Origin of the sequence: Boudabousia liubingyangii (assembly GCF_001907245.1) — a bacterium.
GTDB lineage: Bacteria > Actinomycetota > Actinomycetes > Actinomycetales > Actinomycetaceae > Boudabousia > Boudabousia liubingyangii.
In genome coordinates this window covers 246,966-266,966 of record NZ_MQSU01000002.1, presented here as the reverse complement: position 1 = coordinate 266,966, position 20,001 = coordinate 246,966, and the positions used below count along the sequence as shown (strand labels likewise).

The window sequence follows — 20,001 nt, the reverse complement described above, 5'->3', positions numbered from 1 at the left end:
AGTGGGACACTAGACCTATGGCCTTCAGGGGTGTTTTGCGCCTCCGGAAGCACAGCCAAGACTCATATTGAAGGAGAAATAAACGTGAGCGAAGAAGTTTACGACATCGTCATTCTGGGTGGTGGCTCAGGCGGTTACGCCTGTGCTCTACGCGGAGCTCAGCTGGGCATGAAGGTTGCCCTTATTGAAGGCGATAAGGTTGGCGGCACCTGCCTCCACCGCGGTTGTATCCCCACCAAGGCTCTACTACACGCTGCTGAAACTGCCGACGCAGTTCGCGAATCTGAAGTATTCGGCGTTAAGTCCTCATTCGAAGGCATTGATATGCCTGCGGTTTCCAAGTACCGCGAAGGCGTCATCTCCCGCCTATACAAGGGTCTGCAGGGTCTAATCAAGTCCCGCAAGGTTGACCTCATCCAGGGCTGGGGCCGTCTAACCGGTCCGGACACCATTGAGGTAAACGGCCAGACCGTCAAGGGCAAGAACATCGTTCTAGCTTCCGGTTCTTACTCCAAGTCTCTTCCGGGACTGAACATCGAAGGCCGCGTCATCACCTCCGAGCAGGCACTACAGCTTGACTGGGTTCCCCAGCGTGCAGTTGTCCTAGGCGGCGGCGTCATTGGCGTTGAATTCGCTTCTGTTTGGTCTTCCTTCGGCTGCGACGTCACCATCATCGAAGGCTTTGATCACCTAGTTCCCGCTGAAGATGAAGGCATCTCCAAGGCTCTAGAGCGCGCTTTCCGCAAGCGTGGCATTAAGTTCCACACCGGCACTCGTTTCGAGTCCGTCACCCAGGATGACTCTGGCGTTCACGTCAAGGCCGCTGGTGGCGTTGAAGTAGACGGTGACCTCTTGCTGGTTGCTGTTGGTCGTGGCCCGGCCACCGCTAACCTAGGTTACGAAGAGCAGGGCATTCCGATGGAACGCGGTTTCGTCCTCGCTAACGAACGTCTTCACACTGGCGTAGGCAACATCTACGCTGTTGGTGACATTGTCCCCGGCTTGCAGCTAGCTCACCGCGGTTTCGCTCACGGCATCTTCGTCGCCGAAGAAATCGCCGGCTTGAACCCTGCTCCGGTCGTTGACGCTGAGATTCCTCGCGTCACCTACTGTGAACCGGAAATCTGCTCCGTTGGCCTATCCCGTAAGCAGGCCGAAGAGAAGTTCGGCAAGGACAACGTCAAGGTCGTCGAATACAACCTTGCTGGTAACGGCAAGTCTCAGATCCTAAACACCACTGGTTTCGTTACTCTTATTTCTGAAAAGGATGGACCGATTGTTGGTTTCAACGCCTTCGGTGCTCGCGTTTCGGAACTGGTTGGCGAAGGTCAGCTGATGGTCAGCTGGGAAGCTTACCCAGAGGATCTAGCTCGCTTGATCCATGGCCACCCGACCCAGAACGAAGCCATTGGCGAGGCCGCTATGGCCCTAGCCGGCAAACCGCTCCACTCCCACAACTGAACCTTAGCTAAGAAGGAGAATTTAATGTCCACTTCCGTAACAATGCCCGCCCTGGGCGAATCGGTGACTGAAGGTACTGTCACTAACTGGTTGAAGTCTGTGGGTGACACCGTCAGCGCGGACGAACCCTTAGTTGAGGTTGCCACCGACAAGGTTGACTCCGAGGTTCCCTCCCCCGCTTCCGGTGTCCTACTAAAGATTTTGGTCCAGGAAGATGAAACCGTTGAGGTTGGCACCGAGATCGCCATCATTGGTGACGCTTCTGAAGCTGATTCCGCTCCGGCTGCGGAAGAATCTGCTCCGGCCAAGGAAGAACCCGTTGAGGCTGTTGCCCCTGACGAGGCTCCCAAGGCAGAAGCATCTGCCCCGGCTGCTTCCGGCGATCTAACCGATGTCACCATGCCCGCCCTAGGTGAATCTGTCACCGAAGGTACCGTTGCTTCTTGGCTCAAGAAGGTTGGCGACGAGGTCTCTGCTGACGAACCGCTAGTTGAGGTTGCTACCGACAAGGTTGACTCTGAAGTTCCTTCCCCGGCAGCTGGCTACCTAGTTGAAATCCTCGTTGAGGAAGATGAGACCGTTGAGGTTGGCACCGTCATCGCTCGTATCGGCTCTCAGGCTCCCGGCAAGCAGGAAGCTGCTCCGGCTGCTGCTCCCGCCCCGAAGGCTGAACGCGCCGCTGAAGAGACCCCCGGCCAGGATATTCCTTCTACCGTCAAGGACGGCGAAGATGGCGACAAGGTCGTTGAGTGGGATTACCCCGCCGCTCCGAAGGCTCCGGCCGCCCCGGCTGCTCCGGCCGCCCCGGCTGCCCCGGCCCCGAAGGCCGCTGAGTCCCGTCAGTCTGACGGCTCTGGCTACGTCACCCCGATTGTTCGTAAGCTAGCTGCCGATAAGGGCGTTGACCTAGCAAACGTTAAGGGCACCGGTGTTGGTGGCCGTATCCGCAAGCAGGACGTCCTTGACGCCGCTGCTGCTGCTGCTGCCCCGAAGGCTGAAGCTGCTGCTCCGGCCGCTGCTGCTAAGCCTGAGCCTTCACCGCTACGTGGCAAGACTGAAAAGATGACTCCGCTACGTAAGACCATTGCCAAGCGTATGGTCCAGTCGCTGCAGACCTCTGCTCAGCTAACCACCGTAGTTGAGGTTGACGTTACTCGCGTGGCCGCTCTACGTGCTAAGTCCAAGAACGCTTTCCTTGAGAAGAAGGGCACCAAGCTGACCTTCCTACCGTTCTTTGTCAAGGCTGCTACCGAAGCACTGCTAGCGCACCCGAAGATCAACGCTACCGTTAACGAAGACAATACGGTTACCTACCACGATGCTGAACACATTGGTATCGCTGTAGACACTCCGAAGGGTCTATTCGTTCCGGTGATCAAGGATGCTGGCGAAAAGGATATCGAAGGCCTAGCCAAGTCCATCAATGATCTTGCTGCCCGCACCCGCGACGGCAAGATTGGCGCCGACGAACTATCCGGCTCCACCTTCACCATCACCAACACCGGTTCCGGTGGCGCACTATTCGATACCCCGGTTATCAACATGCCGGAATCTGCCATCCTAGGTGTTGGCACCATCGTCAAGCGCCCGATGATCGTAAAGGACGCCGAGGGCAACGAAACCATTGGCATTCGCTCCATGGTCTACTTGGCTCTCTCTTACGACCACCGTCTGGTCGACGGCGCAGATGCTGCCCGTTACCTAATGGCCGTTAAGCAGCGTCTAGAAGCCGCTGATTTCGATGCGGATCTAGCGCTCTGAAATCAAGTTAAGTGAACAACTTCAACTCTGAAGTTCACTGACTAGCTTCACTTGTGGGTGACGATCTTTAAGATCGTCACCCACATTTTATTTGCCCTTCATCGCCCTAATCCGCGGCAGCTAGTTCCTTAATCAGCCACGTGGCATGGCCGTCTTCAGACTTCTCTAGGTCGATTACATAGTTTTGCTGATTAATATCGAACACTTGACGGCAAGCAGCGTCCATAGAGGTTTCCGACAAGCGGCATTCGAGATACTTTCCCTGGCTTAAACGTGCCTGTACCCGAATCCTTTTTGCTTCTTCCCTCAGGATCGTAAAATCCTTAATAGCCGTACGTAGCTCCTTAATCTGAAGGTGTTGCTGTTGTAGTTTTTTCAAGATCTCTTGGTCAGCAAGCCACGCCGCACCATGTGGAACCGCTATCTGGGAGATGCCCTTAAAGTCAAGTTTCATCAGGCTCTCATCTCTACGCTCCAAAAGATCCTCAAGAATTTCCCGCGGCCTACTAGGGACGCGGTCTTCTACTTGACTTTCCCGGTTCACTGGCGCGTTTCTTTCCTCTTGGGTGTTTGACTGTTCAAGCGTAGCTACGTCCGACGCTGGCTTACTGGCGGCGTTATTATCTGAGGCATTTGCGTTTATGACGCTACTGCTTTGCATTAAAAGACCCCATGCTAAACCTGAGGCGATGACGATCGCGGCTATCAAACCAAGGCTGGGTTTTGGTAACTGCGTTAACCATGTCTTTATTCGCTGTTGCCAGATCCAAGTCCGGGAGGGCGGCTGATAGGTTGTTGCCAGGGCTTGAGCACGGATCGAGGCGACCGAGGTAGCTTCTAGGTCGTTTAGTGCAGCTGCGTTAGAGTTATTCACGCCGCGTTTTTGATAGGCGTAGATTTCGTCTGCGATCTTTTCTAGGGCTTTAAGATCTGCTGCACAGGAGTATTCGAAAGTTCCTTTGACAGTTTTACTTCCGTACCCTTCGGTTCCGGCCCCGGGTGGAGAAAAGAGATCCCACAAGCGCCAGCAGCCATCGTTTCCTAGGACGAAGTTAGCGGTGGAAATATCTCCATGTTTGAGCCCCAAACCATGGAGATGACTTAAAGCGGCCTGAGCTTCGTGCCAAAACTGTTCGGCCTGTACCTCTGTAAGTTGTTTATTGTTTAACAGATCTACTAGTGTTCGCCCTTCCACGTACTCTGTGATTAACCGAAATTGGCTTCCACTCTGTTCGAGGGCTTCAATTCGCACCAGATTAGGATGGGGATGCTGGTGCAGTAGCGTCGCTCTTTCCTTCACCCGATGCTTTTCCAAGATTTCCCGGCTGAAAGTCTGCTGCACGTACTCTTTCCCATAGTCATCTACGACGAGGACTAGGGACCCCAGTTTGGTCTTGGCTAACTGGGTGATTTCCAGAAGATTTTCCGTATTCATGTGGGCAGTCTAAAATATTAATTTAGTGACTTTATGCCGCAAAAATGAAATTGTGGATAACTAACGGTTACAATCTTTGTGGTAAGCTCCCTCAGAGTTGCTTAAGTATTAGCTAAATGGAAGGCCCAAAGCATGTCGCAATCGACAACACCTGCTGAAAAACCAAAGAAACGGCGCTTTTATCACAACCTTAAAGACGCCTACACCATGGTCAAACGTACCTTTGGCTGGCTTGGCTGGGCAATGCTCGCCATCGTCGTGGTAGTCTTTGGCGGCTCCATCCTATGGGGAATCACCTCAGGACACTGGATTTCTTACCCGTTCCTAGGTCTGATGCTAACCACCCTGCTATGCCTAATCCTCTTGACGGTACTACTCAATCCGGCACTTTACCAGCAGATTGATGGACACCCGGGCGCAGTAGGCGCAGTCCTATCACGTCAGTCCCGCGGCTGGATTGTTTCTGACACCCCCGCTGTAGTTACTCAGGAGAAAGATGTTGTCTGGCGCGCCATTGGCCGTCCGGGCGTAGTTCTAATCTCTGAAGGCCCTTCGAATCGGGTACAGAAACTGCTGGACAACGAGCGTCGTCGCATCAAGCGTCTGGCCCCGACCGTCCCGATCCACTTGGTTCAGTATGGTCACGAAGAAGGTCAGGTTCCGCTACCTAAGGTTGCTAAGCAGATGCGTTCCTTCAAGAACGTGCTAAACAAGCGCGAGGTCCCGATGGTTGACCGTCGTCTAGCCACCTTGAAGCCCCCGACGGCCCAGATCCCCAAGGGTATCGATCCTAACCGTGTTCGCCCGTCTAAGAAGGCCATGTACGGGCGCGGCTGATTTGCTAAGCAGCGAATAAACACTTCTTTCCTGTGGGAGTCACCTAGTGTGACTCCCACAGGTTTTTTATTTCCCCCACAATATTCAATAAATATTCACAATTTTGTGAATAACTACATGGCATATCTGAGGAAATTGGCTAAGAATTGGTTTAATATATATTCAGATCAGTTAATATCTATTCAGAAAGCATGAAAATGAAGAAAGCCACCGCCCTCCTCGCAGCCCTTTCCCTAGCCCTACCTCTCACCGCCTGCAGCGGCAGTGACCCCGATGCAGAACAGGCCGACAAACAAGGTACCGATCTAAGCGCTGTTACCGCCGACCAGGCATTGGCAGATTCACTTCCCGAAAACATCAAGTCCGCCGGAGTCCTAAAAGTCGTCACTTCCCCAGACTACGAACCCGCAGAGTTCCTGAGCGCCGACGGCAAGACCTTCCTTGGTTACGACATCGATATCATCAACGCCGTAGCCAAGAAACTAAACCTTAAGACTGAGTTCTCTCAGGCTCCCTTCGAATCCATCATTCCGGCCGTGGGCTCCAAATACGATGTGGCTATCTCTTCCTTCGACGTCTCACCTGAACGTCTAGCCCAGGTCAACATGTCCACTTACATGAAGTCTGGCTCGCTCTTCATGGTACAAAACGAGAACCCCAAGAAGTTCGACCCAGCAAACCTCTGCGGCATGAAGATGGGCGCCCAATCTGGCTCCTCACAGCAGCAGTACCTTGAGAACGCCGCTAAAACCTGCGCTTCTGAAAACAAGCCCGCCCTTGAGGTACTCCCTGAAGCTGACGCCCAGATGCTAGCCACCAAGCTAGCTGGTGGTCAGCTAGACGCCATCATGGTTGACAACATTGCGGCCGGCTTCACCGCCAGCAAGAACCCCAACAAGTTCCAGACCGTGGGTGATGTTGTAGAATCCTCTGAAGCCGGCATCATCACCGCCAAGGACCAGCAGCAGCTGGCTGAAGCCATCACCAAGGCCACCCAGGCACTAATCGATGACGGCACCATGGCGAACATTTTCAAGCACTGGAATGTCGACCAGTCCTCCGTCATCAAGCAGGCCGTCCTCAACCCCGGCCAGTGAAAACTAAACACCCGTCTTAAAGCACATGAGCACCGAACCAAAACCCGAACCCATCGAGCTTCTTAAAGCTCGCCCAGTTCCCCATCCCGGAAGAGTAATCAGCGGGATTATCGTGGCCCTCATCGCGATCACGGTAATCCACTCACTGTTCACCAACCCAAAGTATGACTGGCCGACGGTCCAAAAATGGCTGTTCGCTCCCTCGATCGTCCGAGGGGTCATGTACACGCTATTACTGACCGTCTGCGCCATGCTGATCGGTATTGTCCTAGCGTTGCTAGCGGCGGTCGGACGCAAAAGCACCAACCCGGTGAATCGCGCGGTGGCCGGTTTCTATATCTGGTTCTTCCGTGGGACTCCGATTTACACCCAGTTAATTTTCTGGGGTGTGCTTCCCTCCCTGTATTCACAGGTCAGCATTGGGCTTCCCATTGGCCCCCAGTACGTACTTGGGAACACCCAGGAGATCTTCACTCCCCTAGTGTGCGCCCTGCTGGGCTTGGGACTCAATGAAGGCGCCTACCTCGCTGAGATCTTCCGCTCTGGCTTTGCCGCGGTTGATCCCGGTCAGGCCGAGGCAGCAAAAGCTCTGGGTATGAGCCCGCGCCAGATTCAGTGGCGGATCGTGGCACCCCAGGCCATGCGCGTGATTGTTCCCCCGACGGGAAACGAAACGATTTCCATGCTGAAGACCACCTCCCTGGTGATTGCCATTCCGGTCACGAACGAACTTACGTTCCAAGCCACCCGCATTGGCCAAAAGTACTACACGGTTATCCCGATGCTGATTGTGGCCGCCCTGTGGTACCTATTCATCACCAGCGTGCTCATGGTGGGCCAACACTACCTAGAGGCCTACTATGGCCGAGGCAGCGCTACCGGTTCTGGTAAAGCCGTACCGAAGCGCCAGCTTTCAAAGAAACAAGCAGCTATTTTGGCAGCCCACACTGTCACTGACGATCCCTTCCTGGAGTTCACCCCATGATCCGCGCCGAAAATGTCCACAAGTTCTATGGAGAACTACACGTCCTCAAAGGCGTTAACCTACATGTTGCGCCAGGTGAGGTCTGCGCGATTCTGGGCCCTTCCGGATCCGGCAAGTCGACCCTAATCCGCTGTTTTAACGAACTGGAAGAAATCAGTGCTGGTCGCATTTACCTGAACGGAGAGCTGCTGGGCATGAAGGAGGCCTCGACCCCTTGGTGGCAGCCGTGGCGAAAAGGACAAACCGAACTAGCCAAGCTCACCGAAAAAGAAATTGCCCGCCAGCGTTCCCAAATTGGCATGGTGTTCCAACGGTTTAACCTATTCGGGCATCGTACCGCCCTTGAGAACGTTATGGAAGCGCCGCTGCGTGTCCTCGGCCTGAAACCGGAAGCAGCCAAAAAACTGGCCATTGCCGAGCTAGAAAAGGTCGGCCTAGGTGACCGCCTAGACCACTACCCAGCACAGCTCTCAGGCGGCCAGCAACAGCGTGTAGCGATTGCCCGTGCCCTGGCCATGAAGCCGCAGGTCATGCTCTTTGACGAACCGACCTCTGCCCTGGACCCCGAACTGGTAGGCGAAGTACTACAGGTAATGCAAGACCTGGCCGCAGAAGGAATGACCATGGTGGTAGTCACCCACGAGATTGCCTTTGCTCGCGAAGTAGCCGACCGAGTAGTCTTCATGGATGACGGACAGATTGTCGAATCTGGCCCAGCCAAGGAAGTTATTAATAACCCGCAGTATTCCAGGACCAAAGAGTTCCTAGCTGAAGTGCTCTAGATGAATGCCTAGCTCCTCTTCAAGAAGAGGTACATCCTCTACCCCTTAGGGGAGCTCGGGCGAAGCAGCCGATAGCTAAATAGCGTTCTAGTGCCCGCCGCCGACAAAAATCTCCTCATAGATCTGTCGAGCATGGCGGGCACTACGCAAATAGTCCTCTTCCAACTGGTGCTCCTGGCCCGCCGCATACCCCAAGATCCGAGCCACACTTCTCTCAGTCGCAGCATCCTTAGGCAACTGATCCAAAGCCTGACCATTGATCCGTCCGGTCGCTAGCGTATTACCGGCTCGAACCGCGCTAGCAAAACGCCAAGCCAGCTCCAGATCTCGGGCCTGTTCAGTACTGACAAGTCCCGTATTACGCGCAGCTTTCAAAGCCCCCAAGGTCGAGGTAGTACGCAGTTCTGATAGCGCGTGTGCATTCTGTAACTGCAAGAGCTGCACGGTCCATTCAATATCGCTCAGCCCACCAGGACCCAGCTTCACATGCCGATGAGGCGGAACCGACCGGGGTAGACGTTCGCGTTCCATCCGGGCCTTCAACAAACGAACCTCACGCAGCTCCTTGGGCCCAAAATCACTACCGTAACGGATCGGATCAACGGCAGCTAAGAAGTCTTGGGCTAACTGAGAATCCGGGTTCAAAGGGCGTGCCCGCAAAAGCGCTTGCCGTTCCCAAGTGGACGCCCATTTATGGTAGTACTCTCGCACGCCCTTGAGAGACGGGCTTAAAGGACCCTGCTTGCCTTCTGGGCGCAGGTCATAGTCCACCATCAGGCGACTGGGGTCTGCCTGAAGCAGGTTCCGTAGTTCAACGGCTACCTGTTGGGCAATCTGGGCCGCTTCCTCGGCGGGTAAGCCCGCATCCTCGTGAAGCAGGATAATATCTGCGTCAGAGGCATAACCGCATTCCTGACCGCCTAGGCGCCCCATGGTAATAATCTCAATGGGTACCTCGAAACCACGCGGAATATTCTCCCTAGCCAAGTCCAAGGTGACCCGCAAGGTCGCATCATTAGCGGCGCTAATCTCTTGGCCGCTGCGGGCACAATCCATGCCCAGACAGATATCGGCTAGGGCTGCTCTACCCAGTTCACGGGCACGCCAAGCCCGCAAGCGAGCTACCCCTTGGGCGTGGTCTTCCTGGCGTTCCACCAGGGAACGGACCTCGGACTCCAACTTGGGCCAATTCGTAATCTGTAAAGCCTGGTCATTATCAAGCTGCTCCACCAAAATCGGCGCGTTAATCATGGCGGTCGTAGCGTACTCGGAGCTGGAAAGCACCTGCGAAAGCCGCTTAGCTGTATAGGGCGAATCCCGTAAGGAACGAACAAACCAGCCAGTCGAGCCCACTTCCTCAGCCAGTACCCGCAAGCGCAGTAGTCCCTGGTCCGGGTTGGGCCCATTAGCCAACCAGCCCAGCATTACCGGCAGGATTTGACGCTGAATATTAGCTCGCCTAGTTACGCCTCTAGTGAGGGCAGCAATCTGACGCTGAGCCCCAGCCGGGTCTCGATACCCTAGGGCGGCCAGCCAGTCAGTAGCGGCTTCCGGGCTCAAAGCCAAAGCCCCATCATCCAAGCCGGCTAGATTACCTAGGAGCGGGCGATAGAACAAGGACTGGTGGCAGGCTCTGACCTCGGAGCGAAGCTTGGCGATATGCTGCTCGAAACTGGATTCTTCCGCTCCTTCAACCTGGCAGGCACGGGCCAAACGCCGCCAGCTCTTGGCATCCTTAGGAAGCACATGTGAGCGCTTTAGCTTATGGAGCTGCAGACGATGTTCCACTAGGCGCAACTCGCGATACGCCTGATCCATGGTTTGGGCGGCCTGTCGACCAATGTACCCTTGGGCACTAAGCGCACTGAGAGCGGACAGGGTGGCCGGGACGCGGACTTTCTGATCGACCCTGCCATGCACCAGTTGCAGGAGCTGAACCGAGAACTCCACATCGCGCAGACCTCCGGGCCCTAGCTTCAAATGCCGGTCGCGTTCGTCAAAACGCAGGTTTGCTTCCACCCGCTGACGCATAGCCCGGGCATTATCCACGAAATCAGCGCGGGCTGAAGCCGTCCAGACAAGTTCTTGGGTCAGTTCCATAAAGCCCTGACCAAGACGGGGATTACCGGCCGCAGGACGCGCCTTCAGCAGCGCTTGAAACTCCCAGGACTGAGCCCAGCGCAGATAGTACGAACGGTATGAATCGAGGGTCCGAACCAGGGCCCCATTAGCGCCCTCTGGTCGCAGCCCCAGATCAAGAGGCCAGAGAGGGCGAAGCTTACCCGGACCAGCGATCAGCGTAGAGATGGCACTAACCCAGTTGCTAGCGGCCGCTAAGGCTTCATTTTCAACTGTCTTCTCGCGATCCCAGTCGACCACGAACATGACGTCAACATCTGATAGGTAGTTAAGTTCCTGTGCCCCACACTTTCCGAGGGCAATAATGGCCAGTTCAAGTCCCTCAGGTAGTTCCACCTGGGTGCGGGTTTGTTCCATGGCCATTTCCAGGGCGGCATCTGCCAACGCAGAGACCTGCCGGCAAACCGTGGGCAGGTAGGCTCGGGGGTCGGGAGAGTTCAGATCGAGGGTGGCAATTTCGATCAGCAGCGCATAGTAGCACCGCCGGAACGTATCTGGATCGCTCCCCCGGTTGGCACTAAAGAAATCAATAAAGATCTGACGATATCCGGGGTCTTGGACCTCGGTTTCAGGGAGCTCGATTGGGTTAGCTGCGGGTTCCTCCACCTGGGCTGTGGGAGGATGCACCTGGTGTAGATTGGGTACCGCTAAATGAGCCAACAGGCTGGGGTCGGATTGGATCATCTGCCCTAGAGCTTCTGAGGCCCCTAGCAGGCGTAAGAAAGCTGCCAGTTCTTCAGTCTTGGTTTTAATCGCTTGCCAGGGCCCCGGATTTTGGGCGCTAAAGTTCAGCAGTGAAACTAGGGCGGCATCCGGATCAGCACAGTGCGAAAAGATCTGTATCTGCGCCAGGGGAAAATCTAGCCCCGGGTCCCCCAGTTGTTGTTTCGCGGTTTGGGGACGTGAAAAACCTAGGCTACTTAGATCACTAAGACTTAGATCGCAGGCTTCCATAGGAATCAGGGTCAGGGATTAACCGAAAGGAAACGAGCATATTCAAAGGGGGTAATCTGCCGGCGGTACTCGGCCCACTCGGCAACCTTATTGCGCTGGAAATAGGCGAATACTTCCTCGCCGAGGACGCTTGGGACCAGGTCTGAGCGGCCCATTTCCTTCACGGCTGAAGAGAGTGAGGTCGGGAGGGCTTCAATCCCAAGGGCCTGCCGTTCGGAGTCGCTTAATGCCCAGACATCATCTTCAGTTTCATCAGTAAGGTCTAGTTTTTGTTCGATTCCATCTAGGCCAGCCGCAAGGATAACCGCTAGCGCTAGGTAGGGGTTAGCGGCTGAATCCATGCCGCGGAATTCGACGCGGGCCGAGGAACTCTTCCCCGGTTTGTAGAGGGGAACGCGGATTAGGGCCGAACGGTTATTGTGTCCCCAGCAGACGTAACTGGGGGCTTCTCCCCCGCCCCATAATCGCTTGTAAGAGTTCACATGCTGATTGGTAATTGCGCTGATCTCTCTAGCGTGCGCCAGCACCCCCGCGACGAAGCGACGACCGGTAGGTGATAGTTGGTATTGGCCTCCGGCCGAGTAAAAGGCATTCTCTTCCCCTTCGAAAAGGGAGAGGTGGACGTGCATGCCGGAACCGGGTTCGTCCACGAAGGGCTTTGGCATGAAGGTGGCGGTAATCCCCTCACGGGAGGCTAGTTCTTCGACAACCGTCCGTAGGGTCATAATATTGTCGGCGGCGATTAGTGCCGGCGCGGAACGCAGGTCGATTTCGGACTGCCCGGGCCCGCCCTCATGATGGGAGAATTCGACTGAGATTCCCATGCTTTCAAGGGCCGAAACGACCCGGCGTCTAAAGGCATGTGCCTTACCACCAGAAACGTGGTCGAAATAGCCGGCACGGTCAAGGGGTTCTGGCTCTTCCGAAAGTGAGGCCACGGAGCGAAGTAGGTAAAACTCTACCTCTGGGTGGACATGGAAGGTGAAGCCTAGTTCAGCGGCACGTTCTAGCTGGCGTTCAAGTACCCCGCGCGGATCACGGAAAGCGGGCTGTCCATCGGGTCCAAGGACGCGGCAGAACATGCGGGCCACACGATGTTCATTTTCCCAGGGGATTTCTTGGAAGGTACGGGCATCAGGTGCCAGTAGCATGTCGGATTCGTAGATACGGGTCAGGCCTTCAATCGATGAGCCGTCGAATCCGATGCCTTCGTTAAAGGCATCTTCGAGTTCTTCAGGGGCAATGGAAAGGCCTTTAAGGACCCCGGAGACGTCAGCGAACCAGAGGGTGATAAATTCGATGCCCCGGCTATGTACTCGCTCTAAGACATGTTCTTCAACGCTGTTCATCTTTGACCTTCCCGGGACGTTTCCCATGGTTTGCGCACTTCAATGTTCTGAGTATAGCTGAGGGCCGTGTGTTCCATAAACAAGGATTCACACGGCCCTCAGACTCATCTAGTTTTTCTAGTTGTGGGAGTTGTTTCCAAAGCCTTCAGAAACAGCCCGGAGAGCAGCAGTTAGCTCAGTCGGGACAACCCAGACCTTAGAGGATTCGCCCTCTGAGAGTTTCGGCAGCATCTGCAGGTACTGGTAGGCCAGAAGCTTGGGATCCGGATCGCCTTCGTGGATTGCTTGGAAGACCTTCTGGATAGCTTCCGATTCACCCTGTGCGCGAAGAACGGCAGACTGGGCCTGACCTTCAGCACGAAGAATCGCGGACTGCTTCTCACCTTCAGCGGTTAGAATCTCAGATTCACGTAGACCCTGAGCGGTAAGAATTGCGGCACGCTTGTCACGTTCCGCGCGCATCTGCTTTTCCATGGCTTGCTGGATCGAGGGCGGCGGTTCAATGGCCTTTAGTTCCACACGGTTAATACGAATACCCCAGTTACCGGTAGCGTCGTCTAGGACGCCACGGAGCTGACCGTTGATGTGGTCGCGGCTGGTTAGGGTGGCTTCTAGGTCCATCGAACCAATCACGTTACGTAGGGTGGTAACGGTTAGCTGTTCGATTGCCTGAATGAAGTTTGCGATTTCGTAGGTTGCACGTGAGGGCTGGTTGACCTGGTAGTAAACGACCGAGTCGATCGACACGGTGACGTTATCGGAGGTAATAACCGGCTGGGGCGGGAAGGATACGACCTGCTCACGAAGGTCGATATTGGCGACTACCCGATCGACGAAAGGAACTAGGAAATGCATCCCGGCTTTCCATTCAGCACGGAACTTACCTAGTCGTTCCACCACCACGGCGCGTGCCTGGGGAACGATGGTGACGGTTTTAAGAAGAATGATGATCGCAATGATCACCAACAGCGCCACTACGATTAGCGGCACGAATGAAGTGTCTTCCATTGGTTTTGGTACTCCTTGTTTTGCCCTAGGGCATTCAGTGGGTTTCCGAAGGGGCAGTTCGGCTAACGTATGCGGTAGCACCGTCGATGCGGGCTACATAAACGGTTTCATCTGGCGAAATCTGGCTGCCGTCGGCAGACCGGGCGGTCCAGTCCTGTCCGTCAATGCGTACTAGACCATCATGTGCCGCAACCGTTTCTACGACCAGTCCGTTCTTACCGACCATGCCGTCAGCATTGGAGGCATATTTCGGGATAGAACGCTGCAGATAGGCTTTGGCCCAAGGACGAACTAGGAAGATCAATAGTACGGAGACGACAGCGAATACGATAACCGGGGTATAGAACCATTCTGGTCCTAGAGCAAAAGTCGTGATTCCACCGACCAGTGCGCCCACGGCGAGCATTAGGAAGGTCAGATCAACCGTTACTAGTTCAACTAGCACGAAGACTAGTGCGGCAATTAACCACCACATCAGTGATGTCATAGTTACCTCTTTCCACGTGCCGAAAAACGGCCGTCTACTTGGGATACCTCTAGCTCAAGGCCAAAGGCAGTGCTGAGGTTCTGGCTATTTAGTACTTCAGCAATCGGACCAGCAGCGATTGCCTGACCAGATTTAAGAATTAGGGCGTGAGTAAAGCCGGCAGCGATTTCTTCAATGTGGTGCGTAATCACTACCATTGCCGGAGAGCGACGGTCCCCGGCCAGTTCGGATAGTGCCAGCATCAGATTCTCACGAGCACCCAGATCAAGGCCAGCTCCGGGCTCATCTAGGATTAGTGCCTGCGGATCGGCCATAAATGCCCGCGCTATCTGGACGCGCTGTTTTTCGCCCTCAGAAAGGGTGCTGAACTGGCGCTCTGCTAGGTGGGAGACTCCGAAGGCGGCCAGTAGATCGTTTGCGCGTTGGAAATCCATTTCTTCGTAGGTTTCTTGGAAGCGCTTGGTGAGACCGTGCGCGGCCGAGATAACTACATCCAAGGCCGTAATCCGTGCAGCAAACTTAGCACTCAAGGCAGCGGAGGAAAGACCAATCATGCGAGCCAGTTCATTTACTGGAAGATCGCTGATGGGTTCGCCTAAGACTTCGAGTTCTCCCCCAGTCAGACGCTCGCGTCCGGTTAGGACCTTGGCAAGGGTAGTTTTACCGGCACCGTTGGGGCCCAGTACTGCCCAGTGTTCGCCTTCCGTAACCGTCCAGTTCAGGTGATCCAAGATAGTTTGACCCGAACGTTCTACCGTTACCTCAGAAAGTTCAAAAACAGCGTTCATAGGAATCATCTTACCTTGCTACTGATTCAAGTACGGCTTGGTACACGGCCACAGTGCGTTCTGCGATTGCTTTCCAGGAGAAATGTTCTTCAGCGCGCTTGCGTCCGGCCTCGCCCATCTTGCGGGCCTTTTCTGGATCAGCTAGTACCTGGTTGATTCCGGCAGCTAGGTCGGCCACAAAACGATCGGGATCTAGCGGAGTGCCGGTACCGTCATCGACCTGTTCGATCGGGACTAGCACGCCAGTTTCGCCGTCGACGATTACGTCCGGAATACCACCGGTCGCAGTACCGACTACGGGTAGAGAAACTGCCATCGCCTCTAGGTTCACGATGCCCAGTGGTTCATAAACCGAAGGAGTTACGAAAACGGTGGAGTTATCCAATACCTGAACAAGTTCGTGACGAGGCAGCATTTCCTCTACCCAGATGACCCCTTCACGGGTCTGACGCAGTTCATCTACTAGACCGATTACTTCCTTCATGATTTCGGGGGTATCGGGAGCACCTGCGCAGAGGACGATCTGGACGTCCTGGGGGATTTCACGAAGTGCGCGCAGCATGTAGGGCAAGCCTTTTTGACGGGTAATACGGCCCACGAAGACCACGGTGGGGACGCCCTGTTTGATTCCTAGCCGAGCCAGGGTCGCCTTGGCAGCTTCTTGTCCAGCCTCAGAGTGGTCAGGCTGCCAGGCGTCAAGATCAATGCCATTGTGAACTACATGAACCCGTTTCGGGTCGATAGCTGGGTAGCAACGTAGGATGTCGTCACGCATGGCATTCGAAACGGCAATAATGCCGTCGGCAGCCTCGTAAGCAGTCTTTTCTGCCCAGGAGGAGACTCGGTAGCCACCACCTAGCTGTTCAGCTTTCCACGGACGTAGTGGTTCTAGGGAGTGAGCCGAGATCACATGGGGAACGCCGTGTAGCAGCTTTGACCAGTGCCCGGCCATATTGGCGTACCAGGTATGGGAGTGGACCAGGTCCGCCCCTGCGGTTCCCTGGGCGATTTCTAGATCCACGCCTAGTGACTGAAGCGCCCCGTTGGCGTCTTTGAGTTCAGACACATCGGGGTAACCGGTTACGCCCGACATCCCCTCTCGGGGACCACCGAAAGCATGCACCTGAACCTCGACATGGGCCTTTAGGACCTTAGCGAGCTCATCAACGTGAACCCCGGCGCCGCCATATACAAAGGGGGGAAATTCTTTTGTTAACAGGTCTACACGCATTGTGAAGCCTCACCTTCAGTCTTGTGAAAAAACAGCATTTGTAGCTGGCTTATGATTTATTATGCTCATTCTAACGAATCTCGACGCGCAATGTTGTGCAACTTCTCGCTAGAATGTGACCATGGCAACCAAAAAAGTTCTCGCTATTGTTCTGGCAGGCGGCGAAGGCAAGCGTCTGATGCCCCTGACCATCGACCGCGCTAAGCCCGCGGTTCCTTTTGCAGGCCACTACCGACTGATTGACTTTTCACTGTCGAATATCGTCAACTCAGGTTTTCTTCAAGTAGTGGTTCTTACGCAGTACAAGTCTCACTCGCTAGACCGTCACGTCACTTTGACCTGGCGTATGTCTAACCTGTTGGGCAACTTTATTGCACCTGTCCCCGCCCAGCAGCGCATGGGTAAGCACTGGTATCTAGGTAGCGCCGACGCTATCTATCAGTCCCTCAACATCGTTAATGATGAAATGCCGGACTACATCGTGATTACCGGTGCGGACAATATTTACCGGATGGATTTCAGCCAGATGCTGGATCACCACATCGCTTCGGGCTTGCCCTGTACCGTGGCCGGTATTCGTCAGCCACTCTCCCTTGCAAACCAGTTCGGGGTAATCGACGCCAAAGACGGCAAGATTCTTAACTTCCTTGAGAAGCCCGAAAATGCTGAGGGCCTGCCGGATGCCCCCGATCAGGTACTAGCCTCCATGGGTAACTACATCTTCTCCACCAAGGAGCTCATCGAGGCGCTTCATCAGGACGCCAACGATCCCACCTCAAAACACGATATGGGCGGCAATATTGTTCCCTATTTCGTCGAACAGGGTGCTGCTGGAGTTTATGACTTCATTGATAATGATGTTCCTGGTTCACTCGAACGCGACCGTGACTACTGGCGCGACGTAGGTACCCTAGATGCTTACTATGAAGCCAATATGGACCTCATCTCGATTAACCCGGTCTTCAACCTTTACAACCAGGATTGGCCCGTCTACACCGGTCTTTCCGGTTCCCTAGCACCGGCTAAGTTCGTTTACGGTTCGGCTGATCGTATGGGTGTGGCAATCGATTCGATTGTTTCCCCCTCGGTGATCATTTCGGGCGGTAAAGTTCAGCGTTCGGTCCTCTCCCCCGGGGTTTACGTTCACTCGTGGGCAGATGTCTCCGGATCGGTGCTTATGCACAATGTTCGCGTAGGTCGTGGGGCGGTCGTTCACCGTGCCATCCTCGACAAGAACTGTGTCGTAGAGGCCGGCGCTCAGATTGGTGTGGACTTGGATCATGACCGTGAACGCGGCTTGACCGTCACCGAAACTGGCCTAGTAGTCGCACCTAAGGGCATGGTCATTCCAAAGTAATCCGACCAGCAATCCCATAGCAATAACGATATTCGGGGTGCTAGATCAATCAGATCTAGCACCCCGAATATTTTGTCTTTTAAAAGCTAACCGATCTCAGCGTGTAGGAACGCTTCTAGATCACAACTGCCGCAACAAACTTGGTCAAAGGGCAGGTCCGTCTTTAGGACAATCGCAGAGGCCGTAGGGACTCCGCCGTAGACCAGTTCTCGGCCCGGGCAGTCGTCACAGATTAGGGCAGCGGCAAAAACGGAAATTGTCGGCTCATGCCCCACAATCACCAGCGTCTTACGCTCACATGAATGCACGATCTCGCGCAGGCTATCGACATCGGAATCGTAGATTGCGCGGTCCATCCAAAGATTCTCGATCTTTAGGTTCTGTCCAATGGCATCAGCGGTCTCTTGGGCTCGCACAGCATGGGAGGCAACTAGACAGTCAACACTTGGGCCTAGCTCTTTGACCAGTAGTTTTCCCAACTCTATTGCTTGTTCTTGACCTTCTGGAGTCAGGGCACGCCCAAGGTCTCCGTTGGCCGAAAACCTCTCAGCGGTCGAGTGTCGAACCAGAACAATAGTGTTTCTCATGTCACACATTTTATCGTTAACTAGCAGGAAAAGCTATTTCCTACGTCAAAGTGACCAAGTCAAGGTAATCATCAGACCAGAGGTCCTCATCCGCATCCGGCAGCAAAAGCACCCTATCGGGGTTTAGCGCCTGGACGGCCCCCGGATCGTGGGTGACTAGTACTACCGCTCCCTCGTAACTGTTAAGGGCCTTAAGAATCTCATCCCGGGATGCCGGGTCCAGGTTGTTAGTGGGTTCGTCTAATAGCAAAACATTCGCAGCCGAAACCACCAGGGTCGCCAAGGCGAGACGAGTCTTCTCGCCGCCGGACAAGACCGCCGCCGGCTTCTCCACATCATCCCCGGTGAAAAGGAACTGGCCCAGTACGTTTCGGACCTTAGTATCATCAAAATCGGGCGCGACAGCCGCCAGATTCTCTAAGACTGTGGCATGCACATCAAGGGTCTCATGTTCCTGCGCGTAGTAGCCAAGCTTCAAACCATGACCGGCCACAACCTTCCCATCATCGGGTTCCTCAACCCCAGCCAAAACTCGCAGCAAGGTGGTCTTACCGGCACCGTTAAGCCCCAGCACCACAACCTTCGCGCCCCTATCGATGGCCAGGTCAACTCCCATGAGAACATCTAGAGAGCCATAAGACTTGGTGATTGAATCAGCTTCCAAGGGGACTTTGCCGCAGGGAGCCGGGTCGGGGAAGCGCAAGTTCGCGACCTTCTCAATCTGCGTTTCGGGCTCAACCTGAGCCAAGAGTTCGTCCGCGCGACGCAGCATCTGTTGCGCGGCCACCGCTTTAGTCGCCTTAGCCCGCATCTTTTCACCCTGGGCACGTAGCGCCGCGGCTTTCTTTTCTGCCGTAGCGCGCTGTGCCCGACGGCGTTTCTCATCTGCTGCACGCTGTTTCAGGTAGGCCTGCCAGCCCATATGGTATGGATCGAGGACGCCCCGGTTAGCGTCTAGATAAAGGACCTGGTTTACCGTCTCATCTAGCAGTTTGACATCGTGAGAAATCACGACAAAACCACCCGGGTAGGCGCGTAGGTAGTCACGCAACCACAGGATCGAATCATGGTCGAGGTGGTTGGTAGGTTCGTCGAGGAGGAGTACGTCCGCCTCGGAAAAGAGTACGCGTGCCAGTTCTACCCGTCGACGTTGACCGCCGGAAAGCGTGTTAAGCGGCTGGGCTAGTTGTTCTTTGGAAATCCCCAAGCTGGCGGCAATCTGAGCAGCTTGCGCATTGGCGGCCCAGCCGCCGGCAACCGTGAACTCATGGTCCAAACGCACATACTTTTCCATCGCTTTTTGCGCGCGGGCACCCGTCTGGGTGGACATTTCATGTTCGGCTTTTTTGATTCGGGCAATGATCTTATCAATGCCACGGACCTCAATAATGCGCTGCTGGGCGGTCTGTTCAGCGTCCCCCTCACGTGGATCTTGGGACAGGTAACCTACCGTGCCATTGACATGAATTTCCCCGCTGGTTTCTACTGCGCCGCGAGGATCCTCCTGTCCTGCCAGTAAACGCATCGTGGTGGTCTTGCCGGCGCCATTGCGCCCAACTAGACCGATACGCATCCCTTTATCAACCTTAAAGCTAGCGTGTTGAACAAGGGTGCGAGCCCCAATGCGGATACTCAAATCAGAAACGTTAATCACCCGGATATTGTATCGGCTGTCCGAATGGAACTCTTCCCTAGCTTCTTCAATGAGTCACTTTCAGTCCTAATACACACAAAATCTAGATT

The 20,001-nt window shown here is 54.8% G+C and carries 16 protein-coding genes; 7 read left to right on the top strand and 9 right to left on the bottom strand.

From position 1 onward, the window contains the following. Window positions 1–84: 84 nt before the first annotated feature. Window positions 85–1,461 carry a dihydrolipoyl dehydrogenase gene (gene lpdA, locus BSR28_RS03685; RefSeq protein ID WP_073709015.1) on the top strand — a complete coding sequence of 459 codons (1,377 nt, stop codon included), beginning with the start codon at window positions 85–87 and terminating at the stop codon, window positions 1,459–1,461. 24 nt (window positions 1,462–1,485) lie between these two features. Continuing rightward, the gene (gene sucB, locus BSR28_RS03680; protein ID WP_073713378.1) at window positions 1,486–3,222 is read left to right on the top strand and encodes a 2-oxoglutarate dehydrogenase, E2 component, dihydrolipoamide succinyltransferase; all 1,737 of its coding nucleotides are present in this window, start codon (window positions 1,486–1,488) and stop codon (window positions 3,220–3,222) included. Between the two features lie 106 nt (window positions 3,223–3,328). Here sucB and BSR28_RS03675 read toward each other — a convergent pair whose 3' ends face one another. Beyond that, on the bottom strand, window positions 3,329–4,657 hold the full coding sequence (locus BSR28_RS03675; protein WP_073713377.1) for a protein kinase domain-containing protein: 1,329 nt from the start codon (window positions 4,655–4,657) through the stop codon (window positions 3,329–3,331). Between the two features lie 132 nt (window positions 4,658–4,789). On the opposite strand from BSR28_RS03675, the gene BSR28_RS03670 reads away from it, so the two are divergent. The 4 genes from BSR28_RS03670 (at window position 4,790) to BSR28_RS03655 (ending at window position 8,358) form a co-directional block, all read left to right on the top strand. Further along, window positions 4,790–5,494: a DUF4191 domain-containing protein gene (locus BSR28_RS03670; RefSeq protein WP_073709012.1), complete on the top strand. Its 705-nt coding sequence runs from the start codon at window positions 4,790–4,792 to the stop codon at window positions 5,492–5,494. Between the two features lie 191 nt (window positions 5,495–5,685). Beyond that, entirely contained in the window at window positions 5,686–6,591 is a 906-nt protein-coding gene (locus BSR28_RS03665; protein WP_083563007.1) for an ABC transporter substrate-binding protein, read from the top strand. A gap of 25 nt (window positions 6,592–6,616) precedes the next feature. Continuing rightward, window positions 6,617–7,576, top strand: coding sequence for an amino acid ABC transporter permease (locus tag BSR28_RS03660; protein ID WP_073713375.1), 960 nt, complete (start codon window positions 6,617–6,619; stop codon window positions 7,574–7,576). Continuing rightward, window positions 7,573–8,358 (top strand): amino acid ABC transporter ATP-binding protein, encoded by a 786-nt coding sequence (locus BSR28_RS03655; RefSeq protein ID WP_073713374.1) that lies wholly within the window; start codon window positions 7,573–7,575, stop codon window positions 8,356–8,358. Before BSR28_RS03660 ends, BSR28_RS03655 begins: the two co-directional genes overlap by 4 nt. Before the next feature lie 87 nt (window positions 8,359–8,445). Here the strand turns inward: BSR28_RS03655 and BSR28_RS03650 are convergent, their stop codons facing one another. From BSR28_RS03650 to glgA, 6 genes are all read right to left on the bottom strand, one after another. Then, a complete protein-coding gene (locus BSR28_RS03650; protein ID WP_073713373.1) occupies window positions 8,446–11,451 on the bottom strand; it encodes a bifunctional [glutamine synthetase] adenylyltransferase/[glutamine synthetase]-adenylyl-L-tyrosine phosphorylase in 3,006 nt (1,001 codons plus the stop codon). 11 nt (window positions 11,452–11,462) lie between these two features. Beyond that, window positions 11,463–12,800 carry a glutamine synthetase family protein gene (locus BSR28_RS03645; protein WP_073709007.1) on the bottom strand — a complete coding sequence of 446 codons (1,338 nt, stop codon included), beginning with the start codon at window positions 12,798–12,800 and terminating at the stop codon, window positions 11,463–11,465. 117 nt (window positions 12,801–12,917) lie between these two features. Further along, on the bottom strand, window positions 12,918–13,808 hold the full coding sequence (locus BSR28_RS03640; protein ID WP_073709006.1) for an SPFH domain-containing protein: 891 nt from the start codon (window positions 13,806–13,808) through the stop codon (window positions 12,918–12,920). A 34-nt stretch (window positions 13,809–13,842) separates the two neighbouring features. Beyond that, window positions 13,843–14,295: an NfeD family protein gene (locus BSR28_RS03635; protein ID WP_073709005.1), complete on the bottom strand. Its 453-nt coding sequence runs from the start codon at window positions 14,293–14,295 to the stop codon at window positions 13,843–13,845. 2 nt (window positions 14,296–14,297) lie between these two features. Continuing rightward, entirely contained in the window at window positions 14,298–15,083 is a 786-nt protein-coding gene (locus BSR28_RS03630) for an ABC transporter ATP-binding protein (RefSeq protein ID WP_073709004.1), read from the bottom strand. Between the two features lie 10 nt (window positions 15,084–15,093). Then, window positions 15,094–16,314, bottom strand: coding sequence for a glycogen synthase (gene glgA / locus BSR28_RS03625; RefSeq protein ID WP_073713372.1), 1,221 nt, complete (start codon window positions 16,312–16,314; stop codon window positions 15,094–15,096). Between the two features lie 121 nt (window positions 16,315–16,435). Between glgA and glgC the strand changes: the two genes are divergently transcribed. Further along, window positions 16,436–17,671 carry a glucose-1-phosphate adenylyltransferase gene (gene glgC, locus BSR28_RS03620; protein ID WP_073709002.1) on the top strand — a complete coding sequence of 412 codons (1,236 nt, stop codon included), beginning with the start codon at window positions 16,436–16,438 and terminating at the stop codon, window positions 17,669–17,671. An 86-nt stretch (window positions 17,672–17,757) separates the two neighbouring features. Here the strand turns inward: glgC and BSR28_RS03615 are convergent, their stop codons facing one another. Together BSR28_RS03615 and BSR28_RS03610 are read right to left on the bottom strand one after the other, a co-directional pair. Next, a complete protein-coding gene (locus tag BSR28_RS03615) occupies window positions 17,758–18,258 on the bottom strand; it encodes a SixA phosphatase family protein (RefSeq protein WP_158020317.1) in 501 nt (166 codons plus the stop codon). 40 nt (window positions 18,259–18,298) lie between these two features. Further along, on the bottom strand, window positions 18,299–19,912 hold the full coding sequence (locus tag BSR28_RS03610; RefSeq protein ID WP_073713371.1) for an ABC-F family ATP-binding cassette domain-containing protein: 1,614 nt from the start codon (window positions 19,910–19,912) through the stop codon (window positions 18,299–18,301). Between the last annotated feature and the right edge of the window lie 89 nt (window positions 19,913–20,001).